The sequence below is a fragment of the Agrobacterium sp. rho-8.1 genome (genome assembly GCF_033957725.1).
Classification (GTDB): Bacteria; Pseudomonadota; Alphaproteobacteria; order Rhizobiales; family Rhizobiaceae; genus Agrobacterium.
The window spans coordinates 715,339-728,467 of sequence record NZ_CP192789.1; the positions used below are offsets into that span (position 1 = coordinate 715,339).

Sequence of the window (13,129 nt, forward strand, 5' to 3'; positions counted from 1 at the left end):
GCCCTCAGGCTTTTTCTGCATGCCCATGTAAACATGGACATTGTTTTTGCGACCCGGTTTCAGCGTGCACCTATACCACCGATGGTGTTGTACTGGCGTGAGAACTCGCCGTCATCGGCCGTCTTGGGAATGCCGAAGTATGCAATGGTAATGTCCATCCACTTCGGCTTGTTCTCGTCTGGAAATATTTTGTCCCGGGTCGGTGAGCCAACACCCTCTGCGGCAATTACGACGTCATAACGTTCGCTTTTACCGCTTGCAAAGTGCACGGTGACGCCTGAGGCATCCTGCTCCAAAGCCTGTATCGTTTCACCAAACCGATAGGCCGTTCTTTGGCTTGCCGGGTCATAGATCATCCGGGCAATATCGCCGCGCATAATCTCTAGCTCGGCAGTCGGCCCGTCGTCGATATCGGCTACGGCAAACCGCGCAATTGTGTTGTCATTCTCGTCTACCCAGTCTGTGCCCGCCTCTCCAGTCGTGAGATCAAGCGCCGCTTGCTCAAGGCCCATCCTGCGCAACACCTCGCGGCCAGCCCCACAAACGTCGACGTTCTGGCCACCCTCGCGAAATGCGGCGGCCTTTTCGATTACCGTGACTTCGGAGCCATATCGAGATAGCCACCAAGCCGTCGTGTTGCCTGCGACGCTCGCACCACTAATAAGGACTTTATTGGACATGCAGATACTCGTGTTGTCCGGATAATTATATCATGCGTGATATTAAGTAAACATCACAAGTGATATAATGAGCTTCATCGCTCTAGATTGCCGATAAAGCGTTGGAGCATCGCGACGAAAACCATAGCCTCTTCAGTTGTGAAGCCCTCCATTCCTCGTGCATTTGTGTCGAGTAAGACCTGTCGTCCACGCGCCGCCACTTCTTGTCCGAATGGCGTGATGCTCACTGTTGAGGCCCGCTTATTCGCGGGGACGGGAGTACGTTCAATAAAGCCTGCAACTTCCAACTTGTCGAGTGTCGCGACCATCGCGGGCTGCTTCACGGCCGATGCTTTTACGAGGTCTCTTTGGAGCATGGGCCCGCGCCAGGACAACCATAGCAGAGGGCCAAGTAGGGTCAGCGATATTCCATGGGATCGCAACGCGTTATCTACCGACCGGTTAAACACACGCTCTGCATGATTTGCCAGATAGCCAGGAGCAACGGCAGCTTCAGGATGGATATTTTCATTTTTTTTCATTCGGATTTTCTGGTTAAATTCATTTGATTTAACCATTCTATCGCTGATCAAGCGAACCTGCAGTAAATTCTGCATGGCCGCTTTGGGCCAATGGCCGTCATGACAGAGAAGCGCCGATACTGTTGAAAAACTCCGGCGGGAAGCCTCTCGTAGGTTTTAGCTGAAATGGAATTGCTCATGGGCAGCTTCACTGCCATTCTCTCGCAAACATATTCTCCTCTGCTCGGATCAGCGGAAATACATCCCAACGGTTAAGGCGGCGGTTGGCCTTGTGTTTGCTCAGCAGAGTTTTTCAACAGTATCCGCCAACACCGGACATTGCGGCTGTCGCAAAATGAACTATTCTGCGACGTCGCAGAAGTCAGTTAAACAAGTGCAACTTGAATTGGGAATTTCGCGACAACCGAAATATAGCCGGGCGGCAATCGTCAAGGGCGGATCGAAATTATGGCCCTGATAGCCTTGCGCGCTGACATGGAACGCTCAGAACTTCGCATGTGGCTGTTTGTTCGGAGGGATTTACCTATGCCCCTAGGTAAGTTCGCCGCGCGGGTTGGGCATGGGTACTGGACTTGCCTATGGATGTCATATGAACGTGATCCTAATATCGTCAAGACGTACATGAACCATGCGCAAAGCAAGATCGCACTTGGCGTCAAAAACGAGGCACAGCTTTTAAAGTGCGTCAGCGCTTGCCAAGCGGCAGGTCTTATTGCCGTGTCGATCCGAGATGCAGGGCTGACATTCTTTGAGCAGCCGACTCTTACTATTGGTGCAGTAGGCCCTTGCTACCGGGACGATCTTCCAAAGCGAGTATTAGGCCTGAGCCTCTTCCATGACTGGTAGCGCAATGTCACGAGTCGTAATATTCGTACGTGGGCGGACACAGCTAGCCTTTCCGCGCGTACATGGTAACTTGGCTATATGACCCCTATGGCGTTTCTGATCTTCGCCGGAGCATTGATCGCGGACAGCATCAGCCCCGGCCCAACTGTTGCAGCACTCGTCGCGCGGGTACTGTCTCGTGGTGCTCGCGATGTTCTGCCGTTCCTAATCGCAATCTGGGTCGGCGAGGCGATCTGGCTCAGCGTTGCACTCGCGGGTTTAGCCGCGCTAGCGTCTAGTTTTCTCGTCCTTTTCGAAATTATTAAATGGGTAGGGGTCATCTACCTATTCTACCTCGCATGGGCGCTGTTTACGGCCGAACCTGACGTTCGCACTGGAGAATTGCCGGTGAGGGGGAGCGGGGTGAAAGCCTTCCTCTCAGGCCTTTCGATCTCGATTGGCAACCCAAAAAACATGCTCTTCTACCTAACCCTCATGCCTTCGCTAATTGATATGCAAAGCGTGACGGCGATGGGATGGATGCAACTGGTGGCAACCCTGCTCGCCACTCTGGTCGTTGTTGATCTGTCATGGGTATTTTTAGCGTCGAAGGCGCGGCACTTTCTACGAAACAGTCGGGCAATTCGCCGCATAAACAAGATCAGCGGGGCTGCGATGGTATTAGCCGCGGCCGCGATCGCTATACGGTAGTTATGTTTCGCAAAAGTCAGTCGCTAAACTCTGACTTTTGCGGCCGACTTTCGCGACAGAAATTATACTGATTTTTCAACGACGGCGATTTTCCAGCAAATAGCAGGGTTTCACGGCAATTGCTCCGGCGGCGAATGACTGGTTTGGGCCAAAAGGCGTCTTTCGCTTCGCGCCAGAAGCAGACTTTGCGAGTGCCGCAAAACTCCCTATTCTTCAACGTCACAAATGTCGGAAAAAGAAGCGTCGCTGTAATTGTGATTTTAGCACGTTGTAAAAATTAGGATCCAATTGACGCAGAAATCGGTATAAGGAAGCCGCACGATGATAGCATATGACATCGAGATGCTCCCGCGTCCGGCGGATCGCGGGCCTGACTGCCACGGATGGGTGTTCGGCCTGCCACCCGGTATCACACCGGAGCGATGGCCGCTCGATCCGAACAATGGCTACCCGCTGATGCACGGCTTTACCTTATTGCTGCCGGAAGATTATCGCGTTCATGGATTAGAAATAGTAGCCTTGAGCTTCTTTGCTACGGCTCCCGATCATTGCGACGGGGCATTTTTCGAAGTCAAAAGTGCACGCGCTAAGGTCGAGGCCATCCAGGGTCATCCCCGGCTTCATCGCATGCAGGACATTCTCGGGTGCGAATATGCACTGATCCTGCTGACGCAAGCCGAATTTGACGGCCCTCTCTGTCAGCCGCCGGGATCTCAAATCGAGACCGACCGAAAGCCGAATTGGATGACCCTAGGCGCGGCCGCATCGCATTGGAAAATGATCGGCCTGGATGAGACCGTGCAAGATAACTACCTCAAGCGGATCCTCGGCGAGAAACCGCCACGCGATGTGATGTATAATCGGGCCATTCGCTGGATACCGCGTAAGAGCGATCTCAATGCCGGAGTACCGCCGCGCGAGGATTGGGAAAACGACAACTCGGGCTATCAGTCGTATTTTTACTGGGCCGAGGATCCGGTGGAGATCGCAACCGACACCGAGGAAGGACGCCAACGCGTGCAAGACGCATTTCGGATACACGATTGGGCGAAGGATCATAAAGACGCGCATATCGGCGGCACGATGCGGCCGGCGCAGAACATCCCCGCGTTCAGCCCATACTACATCGAATTTGATGAGTATTTCGGCGGGTACAATTTTGGCGGAGGCAATGCACAACTCGATTTCTGCGACATGAAGTTCGATTGGGCTTGTGGCTGACGAGCCAGCGTAGCTGCGCCAGCAGTGGTCATTGCGCCCTCGAAGGAGTCCCTTAGCCAATGAGCTTCTGGCCGAGGTAGGTGCCCGCAAAACCTCCGCATCCCGCCGCAATGCACGATAACCAAAATGTGGCGTCTAGATTACCCGCAAGCAACGCTGATAGGCCAGCTGCGATGCCCCCTAAAACACTTGGCAAATGTTTTGTCATTTGATCTCTGAATCGAAACGCCGACTGGAAAAGCCTAGCTGAACTTTTGCTCGAAACAACTCATTTTTCTGCTTTGGGCTGAACGTAGACATTCTGCACTCCGCCTTGATGAGAATCGAACCTATGACTGAAAAGGGGCGACATCAGATAAATCAGATGCTTGTGCTTTAAAAAAGCGGTACGTCACTGCTGAATACTAAGCTTTAGTTTGCGTCACAAAACAACAATTTGGTGAGTTATCTCTTTGTAGAAGGAGGTACCCATTACAGATTGCCATGCTTCCAAAAAAAATTGAGGTATGCTCCTTGGATCTGCTTCTGCAAACAAAGTGCAGAAGCCTGAAAAAGTTTGTAGTGACGCTCCAAAATAATATTGGATTCGGGAGGCAATATGACGATTAGCGAGTGGCGTGTGGGTGTGCTTTTTTCGCGCAGCGGTGCGACAGAGATCACCGAAAGCGAGCATTTTTTCGGAACGGCGTTGGCTATTGAGGAGATTAACAAGGCCGGGGGCGTGCTGGGAAAACCTATCGTACCGGTTGCCTACGATCCTGGTGGAGATAATTCTGCCTACCGCAATCTCGCGCGTCGGCTGCTTACCGATGATGACGTCAACATCATCTTCGGGGGTTCGATGTCAGCAAGTCGCAAAGCAGTCCTGCCGATCGTTGAACGTCACAACGGGCTCCTGTTTTATCCGTCGATGTATGAAGGATTCGAATATTCAGAGAATGTCATTTATACGGGTGCGACGCTCAATCAGAATACCTTTGCACTCGCTGAATACCTGTTGACTGCATATGGCCCCCGCATCCTATTTATAGGCGCTGATTATATCTACCCCCGTGAATCCAACCGGGTCATGCGCGATATTGTAGAGGCGAAGGGCGGCGAAATTGTCAGTGAGCGTTACATACCCATCAGCGCCGACGAAGAAACCCTACGATCGGTGATAAGTGACATACAGCGCCTCAAGCCGAATGCGATCTTTTCGACGATTATCGGCCGCTCCGCGCAGAAGTTCTACAGAATGTATGCGGAGGCCGGGATCGACCGCACGACGACCCCCATCGCAAGTCTGACGATGGCAGAGACGGAAATCCGCGAAATTGGTGCCGATCTTTGCACAGGACATATTCTGTCGGCTACCTATTTCCAGACGGTGGAAACTGCGGCGAATACTGAGTTTGTGCGTGCGTTTAAGGCGCGTTTTGGTGCAGATGTGACGACGAGCATTTGATCGCAACCGGCCTATGCACAAGTACATCTTTTTGCTCGCGCTCTGGCTCGTTCAGGTTCATTGGAAGCGCACCGCATTTCAGAGGAGATACTTGCCGAAGATTATCCTGCGCCAGAGGGGCAGTTAAGCTTCGATGCCGATACGCGGCATCTGTGGCTCCATCCGCGCATCGGAATGGCCCGGGCCGATGGCCTGTTCGATATTGTGTGGCAGGCACCAGGACCGGTTCGTCCCGATCCGTACCTCACCGCTTCTCGTTTCGAAGACGTCTGGCTGGAGGCCTAATATGGCGGGACCCGGTAAGATCATGCAGGATTTGCGCCGCGCGCGCGTTCTCGTCGTTCATCCACGCGATGAGGACGGCGACACCCTTGTCGCCCACCTCAAACGTCTCGGCTGCGAAGTGCGCGCAACCTGGCCGCTTCCCTCCGTCCTGCCACCGGACGTCGATACTCTCTTCCTGCTTGTAGACGAGGTGCAGACGGAACACGCATTACAAATCACAGAGCAACAGCAGGCCGCAATTATCGCAGTCGTCACCTACGAAAGCCCGACCATCCTGCAGGCAATCATCGACCTGAATGCCCATGGCGTCATCAGCAAGCCGTTGCGACCACTCGGCATCCTGACGCAGTTCGCGCTTGCACGGTATCGGCAAAGCTACGAGAAGCGGTTGGCTGGCAAGGTTCAGAAACTGGAAGACACTTTGAAGGGCCGTCGTCTGGTTGATAGGGCAGTGGCGGCGTTGCGAACATTGAACGGTCTCGACGAGGAGGCAGCCTACAAACTCCTCCGCGATCAGGCGACTTCGAAGCGGGTGCCGATTGCGGCGGTGGCTGAATCGATCATTGCAGCGCAGGAAACCATGAAGAGCCTTGGTCTGTCGATCGGTGGAAAAACAGGCACATAAACAATCATCTCATTGTCTTAAAAGATAAATAATTTATTTCCGGTCTTACTTGACGATTGGTACAGTTCTATGAAAGTGTTGTGACAACGAGCAAGATTGCTCAGCGGCAGGGCTGCCGCTTTCACATATTGGCTACGTAGCCTCTGGTTCACGGATTGATTTCCGTGCCAGAGGTTTTTTGCGTTTGGAGACAACTTTGGTTCCCGAGACTTCTACCTCACGCCTCTTGACGGTTGCGACCGTGCAGTTCGAGCCGATCGTAGGCGAGAGCGACCGTAACTTGGCTGCAATAAATCGGCTTGTAAAAACCGCCAAAGTTGCTGGCGCCGACATTGTCGTTTTGCCGGAGCTGGCCGTGAGCGGCTACAATTTCGTTGATGCCGAAGAGGTGAGAGCCCTCTCGGGTGCGGTTCCGGGCGGTCCAGGCGCAGAGGTTCTGTGTCAAATCGCAGCCGAGCTATCGATCTATATCGTTAGCGGCGTTGCGGAAAGCGACGGCGACAAATCTTATAACTCCGCGATGATCTGTGGACCGGAGGGGTTCATCGGCAAGTATCGCAAGCTTCATCTCTGGAACAACGAGCACCGCTACTTCCACAAAGGTGATATCGGGTTGCCCGTGTTCGACCTGCCGTTCGGACGGGTAGGCATCGCCATCTGCTACGATGGCTGGTTTCCGGAAACATTTCGTTCGCTCGCGCTGGCCGGAGCAGAGCTCGTTTGCGTGCCAACAAACTGGGTTCCTATGGCAGGCGCCGAAAGCGACGCTGAACCGATGGCGAACATCCTTCATAAGGCAGCGGCTCACACAAACGGCCTCTTCATTGCCTGCGCCGACCGCACAGGTACGGAACGTGGTCAACGCTTTATCGGCAACAGCCTGATAATTGGGCCTGACGGCTGGCCAATATCCGGTCCGGCCAGCGCGGATGGGGAGGAGCTCCTCGTTGCTAAAATAGATCTGTCGGGTGTCGCGAAAACCCGCGCACTCAACGACCACAATCATCTGCTCGGTGATCGCCGGGCCGATGTCTACGGCTGACTTCAAGCCAGCTCAACCAAGAACAGGGGAACAAAATGAAACTTAAAATCATCGCGCTTACTTTGGCTTCCACGGCATTTACCACGGTCGCCTATGCTGAAGATCCGATCAAGATCGGCGTTCCGGTGGGATTGTCCGGCGCTAACAGCGTCGTTGCACCCTCGGTCGTTCAGGCGGCAGAACTTGCCGTGGAGGAAATCAACGCCAATGGTGGCGTTCTCGGCCGCCAGTTGGAACTCGAGATCGCAGACGACGCTTCCGGCGCGGCCGGTGCACAGAAAGCCTTCGACTCGCTGGTCTTTCAGAAGGAAGTCAACGTCGTTATCTCGATGGAGACAAGTGCTGCGCGCAATGCGGGTCTGCCTATCATCAGCAAAGGCGACATACCCTACATTTATACGTCGTTCTATGAAGGAAAGTCGTGCAATGCAAACTTGTTCATAAATGCCTGGGTACCGGAACAGCAAGTTCCACCCGTCGTCGACAATTTCATCAAAAAGCAGGGCGCTAAGAAGTTCTTCCTCATCGGTTCCGATTATTCTTTCGGTCGAGGCATGCTGACTTTCGCGAAGGACTACATCACGAAAGCCGGGGCGGAAGTTGTCGGCGAAGAATACCTTCCAATGGATGGAAGTGACTGGACCGCAATTCTCTCCAAGGTGAAATCGGCCGGCGCGGATGCAATCATCACCTCGACGGCCGGCGGTGCGCCAAACGTTACATTGACCAAGCAACTGCGCTCATCCGGAATCAACGTTCCTTACGGCAATCTTGCCGTCGACGAAGGTACTGCCAAGAGCATGGGTGGCGAGGCCAAGGGCATCTTCCTTTCTGCTTCCTACGTCACTGGCATCGACAGCCCTGAGAACAAAACGTTTCTAGCCGCTATGGAAAAGAAATTTGGCAAGGACCTGCGCACGCCAAACGATCTTTCCGTTCCGCAGTATGAAGCGATCTACCTTTACAAGGCAGCGGTGGAAAAGGCAGGCTCGACGGAAACGGCCGGCGTCATCAATGCATTGCCATCTGTTTCGTTCAAGGGCCCTCGTGGCGAGATCTCGATGAGCAAACAGCACCATGCCCCACTGAACATGTATCTCGGTGAAGTGAAGGACGACGGGAGTGTCGTCGTCGTGGACAGCTTCAAGTCAGTCGATCCAGGCGCACAGTGCCCCAACCTGTGATCTTGCGCGAGGTGGGGCCTTTGTGCCCCGCCTCCAGCATTTGGGAGTTCCGATTTGACACTCATCCTCGATATACTCAGTACCGCAGCCATCCTGTTCATCGTATCCGCAGGGCTGCTGGCAATCTTCGGCGTGCTGAAGATCATTAACTTCGCCCATGGAGCATGGCTTACAATTGGTGCCTATTGTGCCGTTGTCGCCGCCGGTTTGGGCCTCAACCCCTGGTTCGCACTTCCACTTGCCTTTGTGGCCGGCGCGGTTCTCGGTGGGTTGACCGAACACTTTATTGTCCGGCCACTCTATCGCCGCCCACTGGACGCCATCCTGGCGACGTGGGGTCTCGGCATCGTCATCGGCCAGTTGATCACGCTCTGGTTTGGCCGCGATGTTCAGTTTACGCCAGCCCTGTTGGCTGGCGCAGTCACTGCATTTGACGTCAGCTACTCGCTCTATCGTCTTTTTGCTATCGGCGCAGCACTGGCGCTCGGCCTCGACTTCGCTTTTCTGCTGGACGGTACGCGCCTCGGTCTTTCCGCGAGAGCCGTGATTATGAACGAAACCTTGGCGCGCGCGCTCGGCATCGACACTGAAAAGGTGCGCTTAGCGACATTCATGATCGGTACCGGTCTCGCTGCCCTTGCAGGGGTATTGCTCGCACCGCTGACCAGCGTGGATCCCAACATGGGCGTCGCATGGCTGACCGGAGCTTTCATGCTGGTCATGGTTGCAGGCTCGTCTTTTGGTGCACTGGCCGCAGCCTGTCTCGTCTTCGGGGCCGCCCAGGTCCTCGTCAGCATCTATCTCAGCCCCGTTATCGGCGGCATGACCGTTGCCGTTCTGTGCGCCGTGACGTTGCGCATCCGCCCGAAAGGATTCGCCCGTGTCTGACAGACGCAATATCCGCCTGATCCTCCTCGCAGCACTTGCGATTGGTGCTGTTCTTCTTATCGCTTTCGGGCCGGCGTTCCTCGGTCGCTTCAGCCTCAATGTGCTGACGCGATCGATGATCTACGCGATGCTCGCGATCACCGTGGATCTTCTGTGGGGTTACACAGGCGTGCTGACCTTCGGGCAAGCCGCATTCTTCGGGATTGGCGCCTACGCCACCGCGATGGTGCTCACCCACCTTGGCTCCAGCCCCGAATTTTTCGTGCTGGCGCTCGTCGCATCAATCCTCATTCCCTTTATCTTCGGGCTCGCCGTCGGATGGCTCTCTTTCTACCATGCATCGACCCCGCTTTATGCAACCGTGATCTCACTCGTGGTCCCTATCGTCGTCACGCAGATCGTGTTTTCAGGTGGCGTCTGGACGGGATCCTCCAGCGGGCTCGTCGGCTATGACACGCTCCCTCTGGGTCTCGCGGGATATTTCAGGCTGACAGGAGCATGCCTCGCCATCTTCGCGGTATTGGCCATCATCTTCGTTCGGTCTGACGCCGGGCGGCTGCTGGCCGCGGTGCGGGATAACGAGGCGCGCGTTTCGTATCTTGGAATGAACCCGGCAAGGGTCAAGATTATGCTGACTGCGGTACTCGCAGGTGTTTGCGGACTTGCCGGATTCCTTTTTGCAAATGCTTCGGGTGTCGTCGCACCAGAGAATGCAGGTTTCGTTTTTGGGACCGAACTTGTGGTTTGGACGGCGCTAGGCGGCCGGGGAACAATCGTCGGCCCAATCTTCGGCGCGATCGGAATTGATTATCTAAGCGCCAATTTGTCTGGGGATCTGCCATTCCTGTGGCAACTGATCGTCGGTAGCCTCTTCGTCGTGATGATTATCTTTCTGCCGGGTGGTCTTGCCTCACTCGCGACCCGCTTTTTCAAGGTGGGCAAAGGTAAGATCAAGCTAAGTGCCATCCCTATGCAACCTCTCGATAAAAATGCTGGCGACGCCAGCCTGCTGTCCGTACGCGACCTTGGCAAATCCTATGGGGCGCTTTCGGTACTCAAGGGCATTGATCTGGAAGTGCGGGCCAGCGAATTGGTAAGCCTTGTTGGTCCCAACGGCGCGGGCAAGACAACTCTGATGCGCTGCCTTTCAGACGGTAAAGAAAAGATTGAAGGTTATATCCAAATTCTCGGCAAGAATATCGAAGGCTGCGCCCCACAGGACATCGTCGCACTGGGTGTGGGACGTAAGTTCCAGGTTGCCAGCATCTTCGACAGCATGACGATCGGCGAATGCATGAAGATGGCGCGTTTCAGCCATCGGTCGCCTAGCGCCTTGCGCTCCCTCCCTGATATCGACCTACCTGCCCCAGCCGTTGAAATCCTCCAATTGACCGGCATGGCCGATATGCTCGACAAGCCGGTCTCGCTGCTCTCCCACGGCCAACGGCAAGCACTGGAACTGGCGATGGTCGTTGCGCTACAGCCGCGCGTCATTCTTCTTGATGAACCTACAGCAGGCCTCACCAAGACTGAACGGATGACGATAGGAACGATATTAAAGAAGTTGACCGATGAGATGGGCTTTGCCGCGATCCTAGTCGAGCACGACCTCGACTTTGTCCGAGAAATATCGAGCCGCATTGTCGTTCTTCACCAAGGTAGGCTCATTCTCGACGGCACTGTGGAGGAAGTCGTTAATTCCGAAACCGTCCGCACTATTTACTCAGGAGGCGCCCATGGCTGAGGTTGCAAAGCTCGAGCTCGAGGGCGTAGGGAGCGGGTATGGCGCTGTCGACATCGTCAACGGTGTATCACTATCCATTCCCTCAGGCGAAATATTTGCGCTGCTCGGCAAGAACGGGATGGGCAAGACCACGCTGTTGAAAACCATTCTTGGTTTCTTGCGCACAAGTACCGGAACAATAAAGGTCGACGGTGCGTCGATCGCCGGACGGAAACCGGCGGAACTGATCGCTTCAGGTATCGGCTACGCCCCGCAGGAGCTGCCACTTTTCCAGGATCTTTCGATCCGCGACAATCTGCGTCTGGCGCTCAGAAGCGACAAGCATCTGAGTGATGCGCTCGATCAAGTCTACGGCTACTTCCCGTTCCTGAAGGATCGTCTTGACCAAAAGGCCGGCACACTATCGGGCGGCGAGCAGAAGATGCTCATCCTCTCGCGCGCGCTCATGCTGCGCCCGAGGCTGCTTCTGATCGACGAAATCTCCGAGGGCCTTCAGCCTTCGGTCGTCCAGAATATTGCAAGGGCTTTAAAAGACGACAGAGAGAGGCGCGGCACGACTGTGCTCTTGGTCGAGCAAAACCTAGATTTCGCACTTTCGGTTGCGGATCGATGGGGCATTCTCAAGCTCGGTGCTATCCAGGAAATCAGCGTGAATAGCGCCGATAGCGTCGGTCGCGTCATGCAGCATCTGAAAATCTAGGAGGCATTGATGGAGGACCGGTGGAATGCGTTCGCACCTTACCCGTACGCAGAGGTGGCATGCGCGACGACCGGTCCTTTGTGCGGGCTTCGGCTGGCGGTCAAGGATTTGTTCGATGTCGCCGGCTACCCGACGGCAGCCGGCAATGCGATGCTGTTGGCGTCATCCGGAATCAAGACGAAAACCGCTCCACTCGTACAGACCTTACTTGATGCAGGCGCGGATTTCGTGGGCAAGGCCAATACTGACGAACTCGCATATTCCTTGCTCGGCAACAATGTTCATTTTGGTATGCCGGTCAATCCGAGAGATCCCGGTGCGATACCTGGAGGGTCGTCTTCCGGGTCGGCCGTCGCGGTTGCAGCAGATCTCGCAGATATCGGACTTGGAACGGATACCTCTGGCTCAATCAGACTCCCCGCCGCAATCCAGGGGCTGGTTGGGTGGCGGCCAACGCACGGCAGTCTGAGAACAGAGGGCTTGCGTCCACTTGCACCCAGCTTCGACGTTCCAAGCTTTGTCACGGCACACTTGGACGCGATGACCGCAGTCATGGACGCCGTCAGATTGCCTTCGGTCCAGGCGAGGTCGTCATCTATTGTCATTGCGGAGGATATTCTACAATCGGTCGATGCCAGTATTGCCGACGGCATCCTCACTATCCTGCAGACGACTGGCCAGCATATCCAAACCATTCGCTCCATTGCTTCAGCCAGCCTCAACGATCTCGCCACTGCTTTCGTCACCATACTACAAAGTGAAGCGTGGGAAACCAATGAAGCGTTCTTCAAGAAGCATGGCGCCACCATAGCGCCCGACATTGCTGCACGCCTTGTCGCAGGGTCGCGTCTTGACGCAACAGACGTGCAAGAAGCGCGCAGAATTCGAAGCAAATTTCGAAACGAAACATCCCACCTCCTCGCCGACAGCAAAATACTGGCGTTGCCTACATTGGCTATGAAAGCGCCTCCTCGTGACGCAACTGCGGGACAGTTTGATACATTTCGGTCAGCCAACATCAGGCTTCTATGCCTTGCAGGCCTCGGCGGCTATCCGCAACTGGCGTTCCCTGTATTCAACGCATCGCAAAGCTTTTCCCTTTCACTGGTAGGTGCGGTTGGCGCTGACCGTTCTCTTGTAGTGATGGCAAACCGGATCTTTGGTCGCCGCACTTATGAGAACTCCTGCAGAAAAGCTCCGATGTAATTTAGCTTCGTAGAAATTGGTTTGCACCTTGAAAGGATTGGAACCAACCG

The 13,129-nt window shown here is 54.8% G+C and carries 12 protein-coding genes and 1 pseudogene; 11 read left to right on the forward strand and 2 right to left on the reverse strand.

Going from position 1 to position 13,129, the window contains the following annotated elements; all coding sequences use genetic code 11:
* Positions 1-59: 59 nt before the first annotated feature.
* Positions 60-680: an FAD-dependent monooxygenase gene (locus tag RMR21_RS18135; protein ID WP_498670853.1), complete on the reverse strand. Its 621-nt coding sequence runs from the start codon at positions 678-680 to the stop codon at positions 60-62.
* Between the two features lie 74 nt (positions 681-754).
* Entirely contained in the window at positions 755-1,276 is a 522-nt protein-coding gene (locus RMR21_RS18140; protein WP_498670854.1) for a MarR family winged helix-turn-helix transcriptional regulator, read from the reverse strand.
* 420 nt (positions 1,277-1,696) lie between these two features.
* Here RMR21_RS18140 and RMR21_RS18145 point away from each other — a divergent pair, with 420 nt between their 5' ends.
* From RMR21_RS18145 to RMR21_RS18195, 11 genes and pseudogenes are all read left to right on the forward strand, one after another.
* A complete protein-coding gene (locus RMR21_RS18145; RefSeq protein ID WP_498671788.1) occupies positions 1,697-2,047 on the forward strand; it encodes a peptidyl-tRNA hydrolase in 351 nt (116 codons plus the stop codon).
* 78 nt (positions 2,048-2,125) lie between these two features.
* The gene (locus tag RMR21_RS18150; RefSeq protein ID WP_498670855.1) at positions 2,126-2,737 is read left to right on the forward strand and encodes a LysE family translocator; all 612 of its coding nucleotides are present in this window, start codon (positions 2,126-2,128) and stop codon (positions 2,735-2,737) included.
* A 321-nt stretch (positions 2,738-3,058) separates the two neighbouring features.
* Positions 3,059-3,958: a hypothetical protein gene (locus RMR21_RS18155; protein ID WP_498670856.1), complete on the forward strand. Its 900-nt coding sequence runs from the start codon at positions 3,059-3,061 to the stop codon at positions 3,956-3,958.
* A 598-nt stretch (positions 3,959-4,556) separates the two neighbouring features.
* Positions 4,557-5,690: pseudogene (locus tag RMR21_RS18160) on the forward strand (transporter substrate-binding domain-containing protein).
* Between the two features lies 1 nt (position 5,691).
* Positions 5,692-6,315, forward strand: a complete 624-nt coding sequence (locus RMR21_RS18165) for an ANTAR domain-containing response regulator (RefSeq protein WP_498670857.1) — start codon at positions 5,692-5,694, stop codon at positions 6,313-6,315.
* A gap of 196 nt (positions 6,316-6,511) precedes the next feature.
* Positions 6,512-7,357, forward strand: coding sequence for a nitrilase family protein (locus RMR21_RS18170; protein WP_498670858.1), 846 nt, complete (start codon positions 6,512-6,514; stop codon positions 7,355-7,357).
* Between the two features lie 35 nt (positions 7,358-7,392).
* Complete coding sequence (locus tag RMR21_RS18175; RefSeq protein WP_498670859.1) at positions 7,393-8,541, forward strand: substrate-binding protein; 1,149 nt, start codon at positions 7,393-7,395, stop codon at positions 8,539-8,541.
* A 54-nt stretch (positions 8,542-8,595) separates the two neighbouring features.
* Positions 8,596-9,429 (forward strand): branched-chain amino acid ABC transporter permease, encoded by an 834-nt coding sequence (locus RMR21_RS18180; protein ID WP_498670860.1) that lies wholly within the window; start codon positions 8,596-8,598, stop codon positions 9,427-9,429.
* Positions 9,430-9,544: 115 nt separating this feature from the next.
* On the forward strand, positions 9,545-11,173 hold the full coding sequence (locus RMR21_RS18185; protein WP_498671790.1) for a branched-chain amino acid ABC transporter ATP-binding protein/permease: 1,629 nt from the start codon (positions 9,545-9,547) through the stop codon (positions 11,171-11,173).
* Positions 11,166-11,873, forward strand: coding sequence for an ABC transporter ATP-binding protein (locus RMR21_RS18190; RefSeq protein ID WP_498670861.1), 708 nt, complete (start codon positions 11,166-11,168; stop codon positions 11,871-11,873). Before RMR21_RS18185 ends, RMR21_RS18190 begins: the two co-directional genes overlap by 8 nt.
* A gap of 9 nt (positions 11,874-11,882) precedes the next feature.
* Positions 11,883-13,079 carry an amidase family protein gene (locus RMR21_RS18195; protein WP_498670862.1) on the forward strand — a complete coding sequence of 399 codons (1,197 nt, stop codon included), beginning with the start codon at positions 11,883-11,885 and terminating at the stop codon, positions 13,077-13,079.
* The last annotated feature ends 50 nt before the right edge of the window (positions 13,080-13,129 follow it).